The sequence below is a fragment of the uncultured Algibacter sp. genome (genome assembly GCF_947495675.1).
In the GTDB taxonomy this organism is placed as follows: Bacteria; Bacteroidota; Bacteroidia; order Flavobacteriales; family Flavobacteriaceae; genus Algibacter_B.
On record NZ_CANLZX010000001.1, the window covers coordinates 69222 to 90832 of the forward strand.

17 protein-coding genes are annotated in these 21611 nt (G+C 27.8%); 8 read left to right on the top strand and 9 right to left on the bottom strand.

Translation table 11 applies throughout. From position 1 onward, the window contains the following. Positions 1-22: 22 nt before the first annotated feature. The 4 genes from Q0842_RS00265 to rnr all read right to left on the bottom strand — a co-directional run bounded on the left by Q0842_RS00265 (position 23) and on the right by rnr (position 6247). Positions 23-2830 carry a LuxR C-terminal-related transcriptional regulator gene (locus tag Q0842_RS00265; RefSeq protein ID WP_298492675.1) on the bottom strand — a complete coding sequence of 936 codons (2808 nt, stop codon included), beginning with the start codon at positions 2828-2830 and terminating at the stop codon, positions 23-25. Between the two features lie 112 nt (positions 2831-2942). Beyond that, complete coding sequence (locus Q0842_RS00270) at positions 2943-3620, bottom strand: head GIN domain-containing protein (RefSeq protein WP_298492677.1); 678 nt, start codon at positions 3618-3620, stop codon at positions 2943-2945. A 79-nt stretch (positions 3621-3699) separates the two neighbouring features. Next, positions 3700-3993 carry a heavy metal-binding domain-containing protein gene (locus tag Q0842_RS00275; RefSeq protein WP_298492679.1) on the bottom strand — a complete coding sequence of 98 codons (294 nt, stop codon included), beginning with the start codon at positions 3991-3993 and terminating at the stop codon, positions 3700-3702. Between the two features lie 52 nt (positions 3994-4045). After that, positions 4046-6247, bottom strand: a complete 2202-nt coding sequence (gene rnr, locus Q0842_RS00280) for a ribonuclease R (protein ID WP_298492682.1) — start codon at positions 6245-6247, stop codon at positions 4046-4048. A gap of 669 nt (positions 6248-6916) precedes the next feature. On the opposite strand from rnr, the gene rpiB reads away from it, so the two are divergent. The 3 genes from rpiB to Q0842_RS00295 are packed head-to-tail and all read left to right on the top strand — an operon-like array spanning position 6917 to position 8715. Next, a complete protein-coding gene (rpiB, locus tag Q0842_RS00285; RefSeq protein ID WP_298492685.1) occupies positions 6917-7351 on the top strand; it encodes a ribose 5-phosphate isomerase B in 435 nt (144 codons plus the stop codon). Next, a complete protein-coding gene (locus tag Q0842_RS00290; RefSeq protein ID WP_298492688.1) occupies positions 7352-8269 on the top strand; it encodes a cation diffusion facilitator family transporter in 918 nt (305 codons plus the stop codon). A gap of 2 nt (positions 8270-8271) precedes the next feature. Next, positions 8272-8715, top strand: coding sequence for a GNAT family N-acetyltransferase (locus Q0842_RS00295; RefSeq protein WP_298492691.1), 444 nt, complete (start codon positions 8272-8274; stop codon positions 8713-8715). Here the strand turns inward: Q0842_RS00295 and Q0842_RS00300 are convergent, their stop codons facing one another. From Q0842_RS00300 to rnpA, 4 genes are read right to left on the bottom strand one after another with little or no spacing between them, the layout of a single operon-like run. Continuing rightward, complete coding sequence (locus Q0842_RS00300) at positions 8716-10122, bottom strand: T9SS type B sorting domain-containing protein (RefSeq protein WP_298492694.1); 1407 nt, start codon at positions 10120-10122, stop codon at positions 8716-8718. Between the two features lie 6 nt (positions 10123-10128). After that, the gene (locus Q0842_RS00305; RefSeq protein ID WP_298492698.1) at positions 10129-11067 is read right to left on the bottom strand and encodes an OmpA family protein; all 939 of its coding nucleotides are present in this window, start codon (positions 11065-11067) and stop codon (positions 10129-10131) included. A 41-nt stretch (positions 11068-11108) separates the two neighbouring features. Next, the gene (locus Q0842_RS00310; protein ID WP_298492701.1) at positions 11109-12743 is read right to left on the bottom strand and encodes a S41 family peptidase; all 1635 of its coding nucleotides are present in this window, start codon (positions 12741-12743) and stop codon (positions 11109-11111) included. 4 nt (positions 12744-12747) lie between these two features. Further along, positions 12748-13125, bottom strand: a complete 378-nt coding sequence (rnpA, locus tag Q0842_RS00315; RefSeq protein ID WP_298492704.1) for a ribonuclease P protein component — start codon at positions 13123-13125, stop codon at positions 12748-12750. Between the two features lie 136 nt (positions 13126-13261). On the opposite strand from rnpA, the gene Q0842_RS00320 reads away from it, so the two are divergent. The 5 genes from Q0842_RS00320 (at position 13262) to Q0842_RS00340 (ending at position 19730) form a co-directional block, all read left to right on the top strand. Beyond that, positions 13262-15118 (top strand): CBS domain-containing protein, encoded by a 1857-nt coding sequence (locus tag Q0842_RS00320; RefSeq protein ID WP_298492707.1) that lies wholly within the window; start codon positions 13262-13264, stop codon positions 15116-15118. Further along, positions 15115-16305: a succinylglutamate desuccinylase/aspartoacylase family protein gene (locus tag Q0842_RS00325; RefSeq protein WP_298492710.1), complete on the top strand. Its 1191-nt coding sequence runs from the start codon at positions 15115-15117 to the stop codon at positions 16303-16305. The genes Q0842_RS00320 and Q0842_RS00325 overlap by 4 nt, the downstream gene beginning before the upstream one ends. A gap of 152 nt (positions 16306-16457) precedes the next feature. Then, positions 16458-16865 carry a DUF134 domain-containing protein gene (locus Q0842_RS00330; RefSeq protein ID WP_298492713.1) on the top strand — a complete coding sequence of 136 codons (408 nt, stop codon included), beginning with the start codon at positions 16458-16460 and terminating at the stop codon, positions 16863-16865. Positions 16866-17012: 147 nt separating this feature from the next. Continuing rightward, the gene (locus tag Q0842_RS00335) at positions 17013-17450 is read left to right on the top strand and encodes a thioesterase family protein (RefSeq protein WP_298492716.1); all 438 of its coding nucleotides are present in this window, start codon (positions 17013-17015) and stop codon (positions 17448-17450) included. 207 nt (positions 17451-17657) lie between these two features. Continuing rightward, positions 17658-19730, top strand: coding sequence for a hypothetical protein (locus Q0842_RS00340; protein ID WP_298492718.1), 2073 nt, complete (start codon positions 17658-17660; stop codon positions 19728-19730). Between the two features lie 9 nt (positions 19731-19739). On the opposite strand, the gene Q0842_RS00345 is transcribed toward Q0842_RS00340, so the two are convergent. Beyond that, positions 19740-21581 carry a M1 family metallopeptidase gene (locus tag Q0842_RS00345; protein ID WP_298492721.1) on the bottom strand — a complete coding sequence of 614 codons (1842 nt, stop codon included), beginning with the start codon at positions 21579-21581 and terminating at the stop codon, positions 19740-19742. Positions 21582-21611: the final 30 nt, after the last annotated feature.

The following is a 21611-nucleotide window of genomic DNA, read 5'->3' on the forward strand; positions in this document are numbered from 1 at the left end:
AAAAATAACGTTGTAGTGGAAATTATATTTCTAAAATATAATCTGAAAGGCTAGATTCATGTGCTAAATCCATTTTCTTTCTTAACCTGTAACGTTTAACTTCTACACTTCTAGGAGATATATTTAAAAGTGGTGCTATTTCTTTTGATGATAAATTTAAACGTAAATAAGCACAAAGACGCAAATCATTGGCTGTTAAATTCGGATGTATACTTTTTATCTTTTTTAGAAAATCTTTATCTGCATTATTAAAGGCTTCTTGAAATAAATTCCAATCGTCTGAATCATTTAGGTTCTTATCTATAATTTTAATTACCTTATCAAGGTTTTTGTTGCCTTCATTATTTTCAAGTTCTTTTTTAATGGTATTTAAAAATTCATTTTTCTTAATTAAATTCATTGTTGAAATACCAAGCTCTCTATTTTTGCTTTCAATATCCTCTTTAAGCCTTTCGTTTTTAAAACGCATTAATTGCTGTTTATTTTCTAACGCTTTAAGATTAAATTCTCTTGTAGTTTTTAACATTAATCGTTCTCGTTGTTTTCTATAATAACGCTTATATACATTATGAATAAATAACAAAAAAAGTAATATAAAAATAACATACACAGCTATAGCTGAGTTTGAAATATACCAAGGCCTATCAATCTTAAATGAATATGTTTCAGTATTTGAAGAATATTGATTACCAACTCTACCTTTTACACTAAAGTTATAATCTCCATAAGGTAAATTTTCAAATAACACAGTTCCGTCTGTACTCCAATCACTCCAAGTATCATATATCCCTTCAAGCTTATATTGATATTCTGGCCTAAGGGTTTTATAATATCCTGATATACTATAAGTGAATTTAAAATTATTTTCTTTGTTTTTAAATTCGGTTTTGGAATTAAGATTAACATAACGAATTGAATCATTATTTTTTAAATGACTAACTGTAATTTTGTCGATATTAATACTATGTTTTAAATCTAATGTTTTATTTAAATTTAAAACAGTATAACCTGTTGATGAGCCAAGCAAAAACTTATTATCAGTAATATGGGTTATATTCTCAAAGCCAACAATATCTTTTCTTATATCAACCGGAAAAGTTATTGATTTAATTTTCATTTCGCCACTAAGTTTAGACGATGTTAAATATTTAATTGTAGGCTTTGAAAAACTCCAAAGTTTATTAGTACTATTATCTGGAACCAGTTTGGCCGAAGTAAATTCTTTTTTAGTTATTAATTTACTTAAGAGTGTATCTTTTTTAAAATTATTACTTGAAACATTAAATTTATAAACGCCATTTTTACTGGTATATAATATATCCTTATTAAATTTTATTAAACTAGTATATAAACCTTTATTGAGTAAACTATCTTTAAAAAATGAGTTTACTTTAGTAAAATCGTCATTAATTTTTAATCTAAATAGTCCTTTATATTCATGATTTATAAAAATCTCTTTATTATTTAAAAATTCAAAATATCTACTTGATATATTAAACCCTTTAATTTTATTTTTATAATTCCAAACGCCATTATTATTCTCTAAAATGTGTAATCCATCATAGTTACCCTGGATAATTAAATTATCATGATTATCAATTGTTTTAATTTGCCATGTGCCCGGAATATTAGATATTTTAATAGCTTGATTATTATCTATTACAAATGTGCCTGAGTTATGACCACAAAAAAGCGTGTTATTTATATTTTCTATACTCCAAACTTGGCCCTGAGTATTTTCAATAAATTTAAATTTTTCATTACTATTTAATGCCCTATAAAAAAGGCCTTGATTAGTACCTAAGTATAATATGTCTTTGTAAACTTTAGATGTATATACACTTCCTATGGTACCACTATTATCATTATAAAAAAGATATGGTGAAGAAATATTTATACTATTAATACCATTATCTAAGCCTAACCAAATATTATTATCTATATCTTCAAAAATTGATAAAACAGTATTATTACTTAAACCATTAGATTGATTAATTCTATAATTAATCTCACCACTACTAGTTAAGTGTATGATACCATCAGATATAGTTCCTAAAACAATACTTCTATCTTGGAGTTGAATACTACTAAATACACTAATATCTTTTAATAGGTTATTAGCTGGAATATTCCATGGTTTTAATTCTCCGTTTTTTAAACTAAAAAAACCATTGTCTTGTGTAATTATTAATAAATCATCATTATGATTAAATATATTAACTATAACATTATTTTTTAAAACTTGGTCATTAGATACTAGAACATCTTTACCTCTTATAATCTGATAAAGTCCATTATTTAAGTTTTGAAAAAATAAGTTATTATTAACTTTAAATAGTTTTGAAATAGTAGAAATGGAATTAACTACGTTGTAAGAATTTTTGGATTTTTCAAAAATATGAATGCGATTTAAAGATTGAAATAGAATCCAATTTTCTAAAGAAAGAATATTCCAAATCTCTTCATCTTCTAAAAAATTTATTTCAAGCTTGGTTGATAATGATGTATAATTTAGTATGCCAAATTCATCTTTATCCCAATAACCAAATTCATGATAACTACCAGTATATATTAAACTATCAATAACTTTTACAGACCGTAAAATAGTTTGGTTTGGTGAATTGTATAAACTCCATTTAGCACCATTAAATTCTAATAACCCTTTATTATTAGCGAAGTATAAATAATGATCACTTGATTGAGAAATAGACCAGTTTTGGGAATCACCACCATAGTCTTCAGGATAAAAAACATTTATTGGCGGTCTTTCTTGAGATTGAGCAATAAAACCTAAAACAAATAGAAAAAAGAAAAACTTTAAGCTTTTCATGAAAATATACAAATTGTTAAGTCACTAAGGTAATAAAAATGTGGGTTTAAACAATTGTTGTATAGTACTTGTATAGATTAAAATAAAATTGATAATGGTAAATTAATTAGTATTATTGTTCAACTCTTTTAATTTTACCTCCTAAAACTCTACTTTCATCTATCTGATCTGGATTACCATGTATAAAAATATTACCTCCAGCTCTTACTTTAGCAACTACTTTTTTTGTTGCATTTACATGAGCTTCTCCAGCAGCTCTTATTGAGACTTCGGTTAATTCTGTTTTTAAAAGTTTACCATTATAATCGCCTCCTGTATAAATAGAAACGTCTTGATGTTTTGCTACACCAGCTGCAGCTATATCTGCACCTGTAACAGCTCTAACATTAATATATTTAACATCAACATTTACATCTATTTTACCACCTTCTTGTGCATTTAAATCAATTTCAAATTGATTAATGGTATCTTCTGAATGAACATAGGACCCTTCATTTGCATCAATTACATCAATATTTGTATAGTATAACTTTACTTTAGTTTTATTACCATCAAAAGCTTCTTCAAGCTTCATTTTTATTTTTAATGTACCGTTTTTATTATTTACTAAAACGTTGGTAGCATTTTTTCCAGTAATACTAATTTTATCATTATCAGATTTAATAAGTTCTACTTCTATTAAATCATAAACTTTTAATTCACTAAATTCTCCTATAGTTTTTTCTATTGGGTTTTGTGATAAACATATTGTTGATACAAAAAGTACAATTACTTTAATTAGAGTTTTCATGTATTTTATTTTTAGTGAAAACGTAAAATTATTAATAATTGTTATGTAGTAGATTAACTTTATGAAAACATTATAATAATTAAATAACCTTTACAGCGGTACCTGTTACAGAAACAAAAAAATATGAACCAGCTTCGGTTTCCATATCTAATTGGATTCCAACAATAGCATTAGCTTTTAGGTTTAAAGCATTCTCTTTTAAATTTTGAAAAGCTTCTTCTTTTGCTTTATTAATAATATTAGATATTAATTTCATATTCTTTTCTGTTTTAAAAGAAAACGACGTTTTAATATTACTAGAAACTCCTGTAACAATACCTAAATAATCTTGAATTTTATGGCCTTCAATAGAGTTTGTTGTTGTAAGTATCATAATTTATAAATTTAATATAAGTTGTAATAAATCTTTAAATGTTACAAATTATTTAAGATTCTTGAGGTTTACCTATTAAATTAAAATCTAAGTGTTTTTTAACTAAATCGGTGTTTTTTACTTTTACAATAACTTCATCTCCTAATTGATAAACTAACCCATTATTTCTACCAACCATAGCATATAAATCTTGATCGAAGGCATAATGATCGTCTTTCATATCGCGAACACTTACCATACCTTCGCATTTATTTGAAATAATTTCTACGTAAATACCCCAATCTGTTACTCCAGAAATTACACCAACAAATTCTTCATCTTTATGGTCTTCCATAAAACGAATTTGCATGTATTTGATAGAATCGCGTTCAGCTCTTGTAGCTAACCCTTCCATATTACTAGAATGGTTACATTTTTCTTTGTACTCTTCTTCATTGGCAGATTTCCCACCATCAAGATAATGTTGCAATAAACGATGTGCCATAACATCTGGATAACGACGAATTGGTGATGTAAAATGACTATAATAATCAAAAGCTAAACCGTAATGGCCAATATTATGTGTAGTGTATTCAGCTTTACTCATACTACGGATAGTTAAAGTATCAACTAAATTTTGCTCTTTTTTTCCGTTTACTTCTTTTAATAAATTATTTAAAGAGGCTGTTGTACTTTTTCGATCTTTAAAATTAAGTTTATAACCAAAACGGCCTACAACATTTTGTAATGAAGCTAATTTACTATCATCTGGTTCGTCATGTACACGATACACAAAGGTTTTTTTAGGCGATTGTTTTCCAACAAATTCCGACACCTTCCGGTTAGCTAATAACATAAACTCTTCAATTAGTTTATTAGCATCTTTACTGGTTTTAAAAAATACACCAACTGGATTAGCTTGTTCGTCTAAATTAAATTTTACTTCTACTTTATCAAAAGAAATAGCACCTTCACGCATACGTTGTCCGCGCATTATTTTAGCGAGAGTATCCATTTTTAAAATGGCATCTGCTAATTTTTGATCGGTTTGATATGCTTTTCCTGTTAAAGAAACCTCTGCAGGTATATTGTTTGTTTTAGATTCTATAACCGCTTGTGCTTCTTCGTAAGCATAACGAGCATCACTATAAGTTACCGTACGTCCAAACCATTGGTTTTTAATTTCAGCTTTATCATTCATTTGAAAAACTGCTGAAAAAGTATATTTCTCTTCATGTGGTCGTAACGAACATGCATTGTTTGATAATACTTCTGGAAGCATAGGTACAACACGATCTACTAAATATACAGAAGTTGCACGCTCATAAGCTTCATCATCTAAAATAGTACCTTCTTGTAAATAGTGTGATACATCGGCAATATGGATTCCTATTTCATATAAACCATTATTTAAAACTTCAAATGAAAGTGCATCATCAAAATCTTTAGCATCTTTAGGATCTATAGTAAAGGTTAAATCTTTACGCATATCGCGTCTATTTGCTATTTCTTTTTCTGTAATAGAAGTATCTATTTCGTTAGCAAATTGTTCAACTTCATGAGGAAATTCTAATGGTAAACCATATTCAGCTAAAATAGCATGAATTTCGGTGTTATGTTCTCCTGGCTTACCGAGTACTTCTAGTACTTTTCCATAAGGTGAATCTGCTTTTTCTGGCCAATCTTCAAGTGATACTAAAACTTTATCACCATCTTGAGCTTTATTAATTTTATTAATAGGAATAAAAATATCTTTATACATTTTATTACTATCAACAACTACAAAAGCAAAATTCTTTTTTTCGTGAATTTGAATAACACCTACGTATTCTGATTTTGCACGTTTAATAATATTAGTAATTTCGCCTTCTAATTTACCTCGTTTTCTACGTTTGTAAGCATAAAATTCTACTTCATCACCATGTAATGCTTTATTGATATTGTTGGATGCTATAAACACATCATCTTCAAAATCATCACATATAACATATCCGTTTCCTTTAGCCGCTAAATCTAGTTTACCTATGTGGTATTCTGTATTTACTACGGCTTTAAATTTTCCGCGCTCTACTTGTTCAATTTCTTGTTTAGTAGCTAATTTAGCAAGTGTTTTTATAATTTGATTTCTGCTACTTGCGTCGTTAACTCCAAGTTTAGCAGCAATTTGTTTATAGTTAAAACTCTGGTTTCTTTCTTTTTTTAAAATACTTAAAATTGTATTTGTTAGGTTGGAAATACCTTTGTTTTTGGATTTCCCTTTTCTTTTTTTACTCATTTAATTTTGTAATCATTTTCAATTCCTAAGGTATAGGAAATTTTGTTATTTAATAGCATTATACACGTGAAGAAATTGCTATTTATTTTTACAAAGCTACGTTTTTAAAATTAAACAGTTATTTTCTTAATTCTAATTCAATATTATATACACTTAAATAAATAAAAGTTTTAGTTTAAATTTCTATATTTTTTGAGTTATCCACATTATATATAATACAATCATTTTTCTTTTAAAAATTTAAAAAATAAATGGTGATTATTATAGTGTGTTAATAGCGGTATAACTTTTTTATTTTTTATTTTGATATATATATTATTGAATGTTGTTGATACGTAATGAACAATTTATTATTAGTTAACATATTTAATATTAAGCTCTTTAAAAATACTATTAACAATTGTTAGAAACTACTATTAACAACAATTTTTAATAAGTATTACACATTTTGTAGCTAACAACTATACCTTTTAGTGCTTATAACTTAACTAAAAATTTACATTAACTTATTTGCATGTTAATTAAATGTTATGGATTGAAAAATTAACTGAATAATCCTAATTTTACTTTTAGAAAACAATAAACAGTTATTAACAAGTAATGAATATAATAATACACATTGTTTATAATTACTACCTTTGTCTATCTATATAAAAATAAAGAATAATAATGACAATTTCTATAGGAAACGATCACGCAGGAACAGAATACAAATTTGCTATAAAAGCCTTATTAGAATCTAAAGGAATTACCGTTAATAATTACGGTACAGATACTAATGATAGAGCAGATTATGCAGATTTTGGGCATCCAGTTGCTCAAGATGTTGAAACTAATAAAGCCGATTTTGGAATTTTAATTTGTGGAAGTGCAAATGGAGTTGCTATGACAGCAAATAAACACCAAAAAATACGTGCTGGTTTATGTTGGAATAATGAAATTGTAGAATTAGTAAGACTTCATAATGATGCAAATATATTATGTATTCCTGCTAGATTTACCGCTATACCTCAAGCATTAAAAATGGTTGAAACTTTTTTAAATACAGAGTTTGAAGGAGGACGACACCAAGCACGTATAGAAAAAATTCCTTTATCTTGTTAAATGGGACACCATCATGGTCATAATCATTCGCATGATCATAGCGACTTAAAAGGTCGTAATCTTTTTATATCTATTATATTAAACATACTAATAACTGTTGCTCAAGTTATTGGTGGTTTAATTTCTGGAAGTTTAGCTTTATTAAGTGATGCATTACATAATTTTAGTGATGTTATTTCACTTATTATTAGTTTTATAGCTAATAACTTAACTAAAAGAAAAGCTTCTTTTCAAAAAACATTTGGTTATAAACGTGCCGAAATTTTAGCTGCATTTATTAATGCGGCCACTTTAATAGTTGTTGCTATTTTACTAATTATTGAAGCTGTTAAACGGTTTAAAAACCCTCAGGAGATTGAATCAAATTTAGTGATTTGGCTTTCACTAATAGCTATTTTAGGCAATGGTTTTAGTGTTTTATTATTAAAAAAAGATGCCAAAGCTAACATGAACATGAAAAGTGCTTATTTACATTTATTAACAGATATGATGGCAAGTGTCGCTGTTTTAATTGGTGGTTTGTTAATGAAGTATTACCAAATGTATTTAGTAGATAGTATACTTACTTTTATTATTGCATTGTATTTAATCTGGATGGGTTTCGATTTACTTAAAGACTCCACTAAAGTACTTATGTTATTTACACCAGATACTATTCCAATTAAAAAAATTGTTGATGAAATTAATACTTTTGAAAGTATTAAAAATGTGCATCATGTACATGTATGGCAACTTAATGAAGATGAAATTCATTTAGAAGCTCATATAGATTTTAATAAAGATATTACATTATCTGAGTTTGATGATATTTTACATAATATTGAAGATTTTGTTTTTAGTAAATACGATATTAACCATGTAAATATTCAACCAGAATATGGAAAAGATGATGCTAAAGATGTTATTGTACAAGATTAAATATGTTAGAAATTAAAGTAAAATCTTTTAAAGAACTTACTAAGAATGAGTTATATAATATATTACAATTACGAAGTGAAGTTTTTGTAGTAGAGCAAGATTGTGTATATCAAGACCTTGATGGAAAAGATGAAAAATCTCTTCATGTTATAGGTTTTAAAAATAAAAAGGTAGTTGCTTATACACGTATTTTTAAACCAGGCGATTATTTTGAATTAGCAAGTATTGGTAGAGTAGTGGTTGCCAAAAACGAAAGACACCACAAATATGGTTTTGATATTATGAATGCTTCCATAGAAGCTATTAAAAAATATTTTAAAGAAACTTCTATAAAAATTTCAGCTCAAGTATATCTTAAAAATTTTTATAATAACTTAGGATTTAAATCTTTAGGTAATGAGTATCTTGAAGATAATATTCCGCATATTGCTATGATAAAAAATTAATTAACGCTTTAAAGCAAAATACCCTCGTAAAACTTCATGGGTATTTAACACAATTTCATACCAATAACTGTCGCTATTTAATAATTTTCCATTATAAGTTCCATCCCAATTTAAGGTACTATTTGGTAAAAATTTTATTAGTTTTCCATGACGGTTATAAATAGAAATATTGTTTACAAGATTTAATCTATCATAAACCTGCCATACATCATTTAATCCATCGTTATTTGGTGTAAAGTATTTTGGTATAAAATAATCTTCATCGTTTATAACAACTACAAAACTACTTTCATTACTATAACATGTGCTTTCATTGTAAATATAAATAGTTTGTGAAGTACTAATTACATTTCCAGTATTTAATGGTGTTCCCATACCATTAGTTTCTGTAAAATAATTTCCATTAGTAAGTGTTGGTAAAGTATAACTTGTACCAATTACATTTTCTAACACATCTACAGGTATAAAATCTCTACATGCATTTATTGAATTTACATAATTTAGAAAAGAAGCAGGATTCCAAGTGGTATGATTATCATTCTCATTATCAACAATAACACAATTTAAATCTGGATTAAAATCAAAATTCATAGATACAATGTTGTTATTGCTTCCATTTTTTAAATTTAAAGCACATAACATATTATTACCACAATCTAAATCTGTAAGATTAGTATTTTGAGATAAATCGAGTGATGTTAACGCGTTATTATTACATATTAAAAAAGCTAAACGATTATTGTTGGTAAAGTCTAAACTTGTTATTTGATTTTGCTCACAAGACAAATATGATAAGTTAGTATTCGCGCTTAAATCTAAATTTGTTATCAAATTATTTCCACATAAAAATCTGTTTAAACTAACACTATCAGAAACATTTATAAAATTTATTTGATTGTGTTCACAAACCAACACATTTAAATTAATATTATTTGTGGTATCAAGACTTGTTAATTGATTGTATTCGCAACGTAAAGAAATTAACAAGGGGTTTTGAGTAATATTTAGATTTGTTATTTGATTACTAAAACACCATAATCGTATTAAATTAGGCAAGTTAATAACCTCTAAACTTGATAATTGATTGGTACTGCAATACAACTCTACAAGGTTAATGTTTTGAGAGATATTTAAAGTAGTTAATTGATTATTAGAACAATCTAAATTGGTTAAAGCTACAAAATCTTCAATACCTGTTAAATCTAAAATGTTTTTGTTAGCAATATCTAAATCTGTGACTCCACTAATATTAGATGTTAATACATTATCGTCTAAAGGCGGAGTATCTAAACCTAAATCAATTAAGGCTTGTTCAAAATTATCGTCAGGAACAAATGTATTTTGCGAGAAGCTGTTAATTGTAATAAAACAGAAACTAATTAATAGACACTTAGTTTTTGAGTACATTTAAATTTATTTAGCTTGGTCACTTGTGTAAGTAATAAGTATTTCAACACGTCTATCAAATTCAGGATCGCCACCTAGCGGAAACTTTCTTCGCATACCAACATGTCTCATGCGTTTTTTATCAATTCCTTTTTTAATAAAATAATCATAAACGTACTTAGCTCTGGCTTCAGATAAATTTCTTTTTTTAGTTTTTCTATTTACTGCATCTCTAGTATACTGTGTACAACACACATGGCCTTGTATAGTAAAGTAAATATCTTCACGTTCTAAAAGCGCTACAGCTATAGATTCTAATGTTTTTTTTGAATTAGGTGTTACAGTTGGGTATCCTGATTTAAATAAGATATTTTTAAACAAAATTTTATCTCCTTTAGTGCCATCTTTTATTTGTTCTACAACACTTTTTTCTTTTATAATTTTAGGTAAGCTATCAATAACTTTTTTAACTTTAACTTCTGGTTTTGGTTGTTTAGCTTTTACAATTATTTCAACTTTTCTATTTAAACCTCTTATTTTTAATAGATTTTCTTCTTCAACTATTTTAAGAAGTATTTCTCCTTTTCCATCTACATTAGTTATTAGTGATTCGCTAATTTCGTTATTAGCAAAAATAGCTTTTATAGCATCGGCACGTTGTTGAGAGAGTATTAAGTTATAGGTGTCTGCACCTCTATCATCACAAAAACCAAATATAGAAATAGATGCTATATCAATATCATTTAAAGTAGAAATGAATAATAATAAACGGTTTTTTTCTGTATTAGGAACCTCGTATTTATCTGTATCAAAATAAACTTCTTGTGTTAATTCTTTCTGAGAAAAAGATAAAACACTACTAAAAGTAAATAATATTAATACCAAAAATTTATTCATAAAAGGGCTTTGAATAGGTGCTAAATATACTATTTTTAATCTAAAATCATGCCACAAGCCAATATTCATGCGGTTTTGTATGAATTACTATAAGTTTAAAAAGCTTATAATTATTTTAAATAACCTTGGTATGTGGTTAGGTTACTAAGAATATCAGTAGCTTTTTTTATTTCTGGATCATGTACTTCTAAATATTCATATAAACCCTCTCTGTATACATATCGCTTAACAATCTCTTTAGTTAATAAATCTAATATATAGTTTTTATTTTCATCTACAACTTGGGTTTTAGAGTTGTTTAAGTTAGAAATTAAGGTGTTATAATCACTTTCAATATTATCATTTAATTCTTCTTTTTTAGATGTCTCAAACGCTTTTTTAAGAGCTTTTTCTGTATCTGTTTCAAATGAAAAATTATTAGATTTTAAATAGTTTTTAAAATCTAAAAAGTCAGTATCAGTTAGTTTTAGGTTGTTTATATCATTAAAAGTATGTTTGTAATAATAATTGGTTGCATAGTTAAAAATCAAATTATTATTTACAATAGCCGATGTAATTGGAGAAATTTTGTAAGAACCAACTTGAGCATCTGGAAAAACACCACCACCATCAAAAACCTGTCTTCCGTTTTTGGTTTTAAAAGCGTTATAGTTTTCTTGTTTTACTTTAACCGCCTCTCCTTTTTCATTTCTATTCCAATAATCTAAAGATTGAATACACCTTCCAGAAGGTGTGTAATATCTTGAAATGGTTATTTTAACCTGAGTCCCGTAAGTTAATTGTTTAGGGCGTTGTACTAAGCCTTTACCAAAACTTCTAGAACCCACAATAACTGCTCGATCTAAATCTTGAAGTGCTCCAGAAACAATTTCACTTGCAGATGCGCTACTACCATCTAGTAAAATGACTAATGGTATGTCTGTATCAATAGGATCGTTTTGAGTAATATAGGTGCGATTATATTTTTTTACTTTGGATTTTGTAGTAACAACCAATTGTCCTTTAGGAACAAAAAGATTTACAATTTTAATAGCTTCGTTTACTAATCCGCCAGGATTACCACGTAAATCTAAAATAATACGTTCTGCGCCTTGAGCTTTTAAATCGCGTAATGCATAATTAGTTTCGGCATGTGCTTTTCTGCTAAACTTGCTTAAAACAATATACCCTGTTTTATTATTAATTAGTGAAAAATGTGGTACTGCTTTAATTTCAACTTCAGCACGTTTAATGGTTGCTGTTTGAGTTTTTCCTTGACGCTTAAAAGTCACTTCTACAGAAGAATTTGAGGTTCCTCTTAGTAAATCGCCTGCGTTATCGTCATAATCTTTAACTAAAATATTGCCCACTTTTATAATTTCATCTCCTGCTTTTAAACCTGCTTTATCTGCAGGATAATCTTTATATGGCTCAACAACAATTAGCTTATCTTTTAAAGTGCTTATTCTTGCACCAATACCTGTGTAATCGCCTGTATTATTAATTCTAGCGGCTTCAACATCTTGCTCGTTCATGAAGTTGGTATACGGGTCTAAATCTGCTAACATACTTTTAATGGCTGTATCCATTAAATCTGCAGGATTAGTTTCATCCACATAATTCATGTTTAACTCCTTAAATAGTGTAGTGAAGATTTCGATTTGCTTAGCAATTTCAAAAAAATCATTTTTAAAAGCTGTTGTAGTTAAGAATACAACACAGGCTAAAATGGGAATTATAAATTTCTTTTTTATTATGTTTTTCATACGGTTATTTTTCAGAAATTTTATTTGAAAATTTTTCAAACAAAAATGTCATTTTAGTTTCAATTTGGGTTAATGTAGGTTTGTCTTTGCCAATGTACAAAATCATAAACGCATGTTGCGTTGATAAATTGTTAAAATAAACAGCTTTATTTTTTCGGTAAGACTCTCTTAGTAAACGTTTTATACGGTTTCTATCAACAGCGGTTTTAAAATTACGTTTACTTACAGAAACCCCTGTTTTTGCTATTATATTATCATCAAGGTTTGTTTCTAAATATACTAAACGTAATGGAAAAGCTGAAACCGATTGCCCTTTTGTAAACAATTGGTCAATAAGCTTTTTGCTTTTAAGCTTTTCTTTTTTAGAATAGGTTGTAGACATACATAGTTTTATGCTTACAAAAATAGGAATTACAATTAACACAATACTAAATAAGAGCATACATGACATAAATCATTTTAATACTGCTTAAACTATATTAAATTAATTTCTTGATAACCAACTAAACAGCACCGTTATGGGAGATTTAAATGTATCTAAACTCAACACAAAAAAAGATAGAGCTAATTATATTCATCATTTAATAAATGATATAGAGGCCTTGGATATCATGATTGAAAATAACATGATTGAAGAAAACCCTTTAAGAATTGGGGCAGAGCAAGAATTTTGTTTGGTAAACAATCAATTTTTACCAGAGAGTAAGTCATTAGAACTTCTTGATGATATTGATGACAAACATTTTACAACTGAAATTGGAAATTATAATTTAGAACTTAATTTAGACCCTCTTAAGCTTAATGCAGATTGTTTTTCTAAACTTCATAAACAATTAGATGATTATTTAAATAAAGCGAAAGCGATAGCTGCCAAAAAAGATATTAAAATTATTATTACTGGTATTTTACCATCATTGTCCATTAATAATGTTGGAGAAGAAAATATGACTAATGTTGAAAGGTATTCATTTTTAAATGATGCTATTAAACAAAGGCGAAGAAAAAGTTTTGATATTAACATAAAAGGTGTTGATGAGCTTAATTTATTGCACGATTCGGTAATGTTAGAAGGGTGTAATACTAGTTTTCAGATGCATTTACAACTTAGCCCAAAAGAATTTGTAGATAATTACAATTGGGCACAAGCTATTGCGGGACCCATTTTAAGTATATGCACAAATTCTCCTTTATTATTTGGAAAAGAATTATGGAGCGAAACAAGAATTGCTCTTTTTACACAAAGTATTGATACTAGAGTAAACTCTTATTTATTAAATGAAAAACAATCTAGAGTTAGCTTTGGTAGCGATTGGGAAAAAGGCAGCATAACAGATATTTTTAAAAATAACATTTCTAGATTTAGAAGTTTTTTAACCACACATTTTACTCGTAATAGTGTGGATATGATTAAAAACAACGAAACACCAAAACTTAGGGCTTTACAGTTACATAATGGCACAGTTTACCCATGGAATAGAGTTTGTTATGGGGTTCTTGAAGGAAAACCAAGCTTAAGAATTGAAAATAGATACATTCCATCTGGACCAACTACTACAGATGAAATTGCTAATATGATGTTTTGGGTTGGTGTTATGATGGGGAAACCTAAAACATTTAAAAACATACATAAACAATGGGATTTTAAAGATGTTAAAGCAAACTTTTTTAATGCCGCACGTTATGGTATGGCAACTCAGTTTTATTGGAATGGTAAATACATATCAAGTCACGATCTTATATTAAATGAGTTATTACCCATGGCATATAAAGGGCTTTATAGCGTTGGGATAATTCCAAAAGATGTAGAATATTATTTAAAAATTATTAAAGACCGAGTTATTGGTATTAATGGTTCAGAGTGGTTAGTTAGAAATTATAGAGGTTTATTAAAATCACACAAGCGCTATGAGGCAATGCAAATACTAACAACTAATATGTACATAAAACAAGAACAAGGCTATCCTGTTTCTGTTTGGGATATGTTGCATTACACTAATAAAAAAAACTTAAAAGGACAGTATGTAATTAAACATATTATGAGTTCAGATATTTTTTCGGTAGATAAAAAAGATAGTATAGACTTGGTATTACATATCATGAAGTGGAAAAACATACATCACATGCCTGTAATAAATCATGATCAAAAAATATTAGGAATAATAAGTTGGAAAGATGTAGAAGCATATTTAAACCAACCTAAAGGTAAAGAGAATAATGTTGCTTTATTGATGAAAACAGATCTTATAACCGTAGAGGAATATACACCAATTGAAACCGCCAAAAAACTAATGGAATCTCATGCCATAGGTTGTTTGCCAGTTGTTAAAAATAATAAGCTAATTGGTTTAGTAACTCTTAACGATTTTAATGTATGATAGAAGTATATAATAAAGCACTTGATAGTAGCTTAAACGTAGATAGAATACTAGGTAAGATTGAGGGCGAAAAACCAGGTCCTACTGTAGTTTTTTTTGGAGGTATACATGGTAACGAAACTTCAGGAGTTTTTGCTATTAAAGATGCTTTGGCAGGTATTAACGCTACTTATGTAAAAGGTGTTATTTATGGTGTTGCAGGTAATTTAAATGCCTTAAAGTTACATAAACGCTATATAAAAGATGATTTAAATAGGCTTTGGACTAAACAACAAATTCAAGACATACTTCAAAAAACCAATTTAAATGAAGATGAATTAGAATTAAAAGAATTAAATACAGTTCTTAATGAAATTTTAGAAACCAACACGCCTCCTTTTTACTTTGTAGATTTACATACAACTTCTAGCAAAACATTGCCATTTATTACTATTAATGATGCTTTAATTAATAGAAAATTTTCAGAACAATTTCCAGTACCTATTGTATTGGGTATTGAAGAATATTTAAATGGGCCGCTATTAAGTTACATTAATCAAATGGGTTATGTGTCTCTAGGGTTTGAATCTGGTCAGCATGATGATTTTTCAGCCATTACTAATAGTATCGCATTTGTGTATTTAACTTTAGTTTATTCAGGGGTATTAAAAAAGAAAGCAGTAATCAATTTCTCAAAATACCATGAACAATTAAAAATGCAAGCCAATAATACAAATGATGTGTTTGAGGTTGTGTACCTACACAAAATTAATAAAAACGAACATTTTAAAATGATTAATGGTTTTAACAGTTTCGAACATATTAAAAAAGGAACAAAACTAGCTTTTAGTAATACTAAAGAAATTTCAGCACCAATTACAGGTAGTATTTTTATGCCATTATATCAAAAAAAAGGGTCAGAAGGTTTTTTTATTATAAAATCTATAAAGCCATTTTTTTTAAAATTGTCTGCTATTTTAAGGTTTATAAAAACAGATACAATATTAGTATGGTTACCAGGAATTTCCTGGATAAATAAAACAGAAGGAATATTAAAAGTAAACCTATCAACAGCTAAGTTCTTAGCGAAACCATTGTTTCATTTATTAGGTTATAGAAACAAACAAATAAATAGTACACATTTAAGTTTAAATAATAGAGAGCGTGTTGCTAAAACTAAAATTTACAAAAAAGAACCTTGGTATTAATTAGGTTTATAAAAACAAGGAATCAATTTTTACTATTTCTTTATAAATAATTTTTTTCACTAGAATAATTCAATAATTAAAACCAACTATTTTCTATAATAATTAAGGTTATTATGAACGTAAGTTCATTATATTTGTCTCAAATTTAATTGATGCCACGTCCAAAAAAGAAAAGAAAAGTTAATAACCCACCACAAATGCATGGTTTTAAACCGTTTGGTATTGCATTTTGTGATACCGAACATGTTGTTTTACAATATGATGAATATGAAACAATTAAATTAGTTATTTATGACAAACTCCCACAAGATATTGCAGCAGATAGAATGGAAGTTTCAAGACCAACACTTACAAGAATTTATAATAGTGCTTTATCAAAAATTGGACAAGCTTTTGTAGAGGGTAAAGCAATTATAATTCAAGGAGGGGAGTTTGAGTTTGACAAAGATTGGTACAAATGCAATAGATGTTTTAAATTAATTCTAGGTATTGAAAATAATACAAGTTGTGGTGATTGCCCCCCTAATGATAAGGATGAATTAGTACATTTAAATGAATGAGTTATGCCAAATGTAAAATCACAAAGAACCCACAAAAAACAAAACTATTATAGCTGAACAATTGGTTTTTTAAAAACATACATAAAATCAATAGTTTAAAATAATTAAAACATAAACATTTATGTTATTACAAATTATATTAAAGTTATGATATCTGATAAATTACAATTAAGACCTCGTTACGGAGAGGTTGATCAAATGGGATATGTGTATCATGCAAATTATGTTACCTATTGCCACCAAGCTAGAAATGAATTATTACGAAAAATAGGAATAGACGAAATTATACTTGAAAACAAGCAAATAATACTACCTGTAATTTCTTTTGAGATAAATTATAAAAAACCAGCTCATTTTGATGAATTGATTACTATAAAAACAATAATTAAAGAAATGCCAAAAGTTCGTTTTATGTTTGAATTTGAAATAAAAAACGAAATGAATATGGTTTTAAGTACAGCAAAATCAACAGTTGTATTTGTTGATAGTAAGTCACGTTTACCGAAGAATATGCCAGATTTTATAAAAAATATATTAAAAAAAGAGTTTAAAGTTCGTAAAAACGAATATCACTATTCTCAATAAAAATGGCTAAATTTTTAGATTACTAATGTTAATTCTTATCAAAATTTAAAAAAGGTATACATAAAATCTAGAATGGTTTTAAATATCTAAATAACAATATAAACCCCTTTTAAAATAGAAAATCACTTTATCTTTACTGTTTATAACTACTAAAATATTAGCGTTATTAAATCGTCGTTTAGAAGAAGGTATTAAATTAAAACACTTATGACAAATAACATACTCATAGAAGATCAATATAAAAGAACAAGTTTATTTGAAAAAGAAAATGTAAATTATTTAGTTCACGTTTTAAAAAGATTTAATACAGTACCCAAATTAAATAACATAAATATAATTACTTCTAATAGTGATCCAAATGTCTTTAAAATTGTTCCTAATAAAGCCATTATTATTGGCTCCTTTTATTTAAAAAAACCCGTTTTAGCTTTAGTTTACCTAAGGTATGGTATTGAATGGCAACTATGGTTTAAAGCTTTAAATTCCAAAAAAGAAGATGCTATATTATGCGATATAGCAGCACTTGAAGTGACTCGTATATTTTACAAATTATTACCTCAAGACGATAAAGAAAAACTAAAATCTATAGATAGTTTTTTAATTAATTTGATTAAAAGTGAAGAAGCTTTAAATATCAATTCTTTATTGCAAAATGAAGAGTTAATAGCTTTACACGAAATAAAAAACAAAACAAATGTTTTTAAAGAATCTTGGAAGCCTATTATTAAGAATTTAGCAAAACCAACAGAATACCTCTTAATGGATGGTGGTGATCTTAGATTGAATATTGATGAAATAGCTTTATTAAATAAATATGGTTGCAGACCATTTCCAAGACCCGATGCATTTACTTTTGCATCATCTACAGCTACTAGTGTATCTAATTTTGCTTTTGATAAAACAGATAAAACAAGAAGTATATTAATAAAAAATAGCTTAAAAAATGGTTTTAAAGACACTACCATTGCATTTTCTGAATTATTAAAAAATAATCTTAGAAAATTATTTAAACTAAATGATGCATGTGAAATTATTTTTTCGCCATCAGGAACCGATGCTTCGCTTCAAATAGCAGCTATTACTCAAATTATTACAGATAAGGATATTACTCATGTTTTAGTAGCTTCTGATGAAACAGGAAGTGGTGTACCCGCCGCATTAAAAGGATGTCATTTTGAAAACACAACAGCACTTAATTATCCTATAAAAAAAGGCGATCAAATTAAGGGGTTTAAAGATATTGATTTAATTAAGATACCTTTTAGAGATGAAAATGGTAAACTAAAATCAACAGATCAATTAGATACAGAAGTTTTAACTGCTATTACAGAAACAAATAAACTAGGCAGACATATTGTATTACACGTAATGGATCATTCAAAATTAGGCTATCAATCTCCTAGTGAAAAAATGATGCAAGACTTAAGCACACTTAACAATTTATCAATACAAGTTATTGTTGATGCGGCTCAACTTAGACTAGACCCAACAGACATTCAAAATTATTTAGAAAAGGGATATATAGTTTCTACAACAGGAAGTAAATATTTTACTGGTCCTCCTTATTCTGGCGCCTTAATTTTGCCAGAAAATGTTAGCAAATTAATTCATACTGTTAAAAAAACCTTACCTAAAGGTTTAAATAAATATTATAACCACTCCGATTGGCCAACATCATGGTTTTGTTCTAAAGATTTATCTGATGGATTTAATTATGGTTCTTATATGCGCTGGAATGCCGCAATAGTTGAAATGGATAGATACTACAAAACACCAATTTTATATAGAAATATGGGTATTGAGATGTTTTGTAATTTTGTTGAAGATTCTATAAACGACGCTTCCTTTCTAGAACCGCTATATGGTAATGAGACTAATACGAATAGTTTTAATAGTCAAGAATTTGGTATAAGAAATATCCGCACAATTTTTCCTTTTTTCATACTTAAAGACAACCAAGTTTTATCTCTAGATCATGTAAAAAAGCTATATATGCTATTAAATTCTGATTTGTCTGAGCAATTCGAAGGTTCTCCTCTAGAAATTATAAGGCTTGCAGCACAAAAATGTCATATTGGTCAAGCAGTTAATGTAAAATATACTAATAACACACAAAGTGCTGTATTAAGAATTAGCTTAGGTGCTAGGGTTATTTCTGAAAGTTGGGTTAATAGAGATATTAGTCTCTTCTTTAGAAATATAGAAACACAAATGAATCAAATTACTGTAATTATCAAAAAAATTGAATTGATTCTTAGTAACCCTGAATTATTGAATTAAAGAAACAACTTATTTTTTATTGTTTTCCTTATCAATATCAGCCATTAATTCCTTAGGGTCTATTTGAACAGTTTTTACAGCTTTTGTTGTTTTAAAAGTGTAGGTAGGGTATGCCCAAGCCCAATCTTTTATGGTTGTTGCTGAGGTTGGTTTTTCGCCACGCATCATTTGTAAAGGAATGTAAAAATCTTCTGTTGTACCATCTGTATAAGTGACTAAAACATCAATAGGCATTGGCATTAAGCCTATTCGCTCTAAAGTAATGGTGTTATTTTCAATACTTTTTACGCCATAATCAATTGTATTTGTAGTTTGAGTCCAATCCATTAAATACCAATCTAATTCTAAACCAGATATTTTTTCTGCAGTTCTAATAAAATCTACAGGTCTTGGGTGTTTAAAAGAAAAATCTTTAAAATATTGTTTTATTGTTTTCTCTTGATTTTCTTGACCAATAATATAGGCTAATTGTTTTAAAAATAAGTAGCCTTTATAATAAGCAGATATAGAATAGGAACCATTAAAGTTATACCTATCTGAATGTGTTGTTTGTGGCTGCTCTTTACCAGATTTAACTAAGTGATCATAAACTGCATAAATACGTTTTGAAAGTTCTTCAAAATCTTTATTAAATATATGACTCTCTGCTAGGGTACCAATATATTCTGTAAAACCTTCATCCATCCATGAGTGTTTAAGCTCATTACTAGCTAAAATAAATTGAAACCAAGAGTGTCCCATTTCGTGTGCAGTTACACCAAATAAGCCATCAAAACTACCTTCTCCTAAAATAAGTGTACACATACCATATTCCATACCGCCATCACCACCTTGAATAACGGAATATTGTTTATATGGATATTGGCCAACATTACTGCTAAAAAACTGCATTAACTCTACTGCCTTAGGCTGTAAATTTTTCCAGTTATCTAGCTTGTCTTGAGGCATAGTACTTTTGTATAAAAAGTGTAATAATGGGCCATTAGGAACTTGCATAGTATCATGAATATAATCAGGATCTGCAGCCCAAGTAAAATCGTGTACATTTGGTGCTACAAAATGCCATGTAAGTTTATTAGTATTTGGGCGATTTATTGTACCAGTTTCATAACCATGTCCTATGATATTTGGATTTTGTAAATAACCTGTTCCACCAACAACATAATTTTTATCTATGGTTAGTTTTACATCAAAATTACCCCATACACCATGAAACTCGCGCCCAATATATGGGTCTGCATGCCAACCTTCAAAATCGTATTCTGCTAATTTTGGGTACCATTGTGCCATGGATAATGCCACTCCTTCTTTATTATTTCTTCCAGAGCGACGAATTTGAACAGGTACTTGTGCATTAAAATCCATATTAAAAGTTACACTTTCGCCTGGTTGAATAGGTTTTGCTAAATCAACCTCCAAAACGGTTCCTACGGTTTCATAATTTATAGCAACACCGTTTTGAGTTAAAGAGTTTACTTTTATGTATCCAATTTCATCTGGGTTTAGTTTACTAATTCTATCTTTTACTCTTCTGTCTGGATCTGCAATAGTCAGAGAACGAACATCCATTTCGCTTCCTTGTTGAAACGCATTAAAGTATAAATGATAAAACACTTTATTTAAGACATCTGGAGAGTTATTTGTATAAACCAAATTCTGTTTTCCTGTATATTGATAGGTGTTAACATCCATATCAATTTCCATTTTATAATCTGCATGCTGTTGCCAATACCCAGGAACTGTAACAGTAGGAGTTATAGGTGTTTCAGGTGGTGAAACTGCAATATTTTTTTGAGAATTACACGAGAATACTAATGATATTGCTAGAATTGAAATAAAGAAACGATTCATATAAACAAGTATTAAAAAAGGTTGTTTTTG

Coding starts and splice junctions, on each gene's coding strand:
- Q0842_RS00265 (WP_298492675.1), bottom strand. CDS start 2,830: ATGAAAAGCTTAAAGTTTTTCTTTTTTCTATTTGTTTTAGGTTTTATT.
- Q0842_RS00270 (WP_298492677.1), bottom strand. CDS start 3,620: ATGAAAACTCTAATTAAAGTAATTGTACTTTTTGTATCAACAATATGT.
- Q0842_RS00275 (WP_298492679.1), bottom strand. CDS start 3,993: ATGATACTTACAACAACAAACTCTATTGAAGGCCATAAAATTCAAGAT.
- rnr (WP_298492682.1), bottom strand. CDS start 6,247: ATGAGTAAAAAAAGAAAAGGGAAATCCAAAAACAAAGGTATTTCCAAC.
- rpiB (WP_298492685.1), top strand. CDS start 6,917: ATGACAATTTCTATAGGAAACGATCACGCAGGAACAGAATACAAATTT.
- Q0842_RS00290 (WP_298492688.1), top strand. CDS start 7,352: ATGGGACACCATCATGGTCATAATCATTCGCATGATCATAGCGACTTA.
- Q0842_RS00295 (WP_298492691.1), top strand. CDS start 8,272: ATGTTAGAAATTAAAGTAAAATCTTTTAAAGAACTTACTAAGAATGAG.
- Q0842_RS00300 (WP_298492694.1), bottom strand. CDS start 10,122: ATGTACTCAAAAACTAAGTGTCTATTAATTAGTTTCTGTTTTATTACA.
- Q0842_RS00305 (WP_298492698.1), bottom strand. CDS start 11,067: ATGAATATTGGCTTGTGGCATGATTTTAGATTAAAAATAGTATATTTA.
- Q0842_RS00310 (WP_298492701.1), bottom strand. CDS start 12,743: ATGAAAAACATAATAAAAAAGAAATTTATAATTCCCATTTTAGCCTGT.
- rnpA (WP_298492704.1), bottom strand. CDS start 13,125: ATGTCTACAACCTATTCTAAAAAAGAAAAGCTTAAAAGCAAAAAGCTT.
- Q0842_RS00320 (WP_298492707.1), top strand. CDS start 13,262: ATGGGAGATTTAAATGTATCTAAACTCAACACAAAAAAAGATAGAGCT.
- Q0842_RS00325 (WP_298492710.1), top strand. CDS start 15,115: ATGATAGAAGTATATAATAAAGCACTTGATAGTAGCTTAAACGTAGAT.
- Q0842_RS00330 (WP_298492713.1), top strand. CDS start 16,458: ATGCCACGTCCAAAAAAGAAAAGAAAAGTTAATAACCCACCACAAATG.
- Q0842_RS00335 (WP_298492716.1), top strand. CDS start 17,013: ATGATATCTGATAAATTACAATTAAGACCTCGTTACGGAGAGGTTGAT.
- Q0842_RS00340 (WP_298492718.1), top strand. CDS start 17,658: ATGACAAATAACATACTCATAGAAGATCAATATAAAAGAACAAGTTTA.
- Q0842_RS00345 (WP_298492721.1), bottom strand. CDS start 21,581: ATGAATCGTTTCTTTATTTCAATTCTAGCAATATCATTAGTATTCTCG.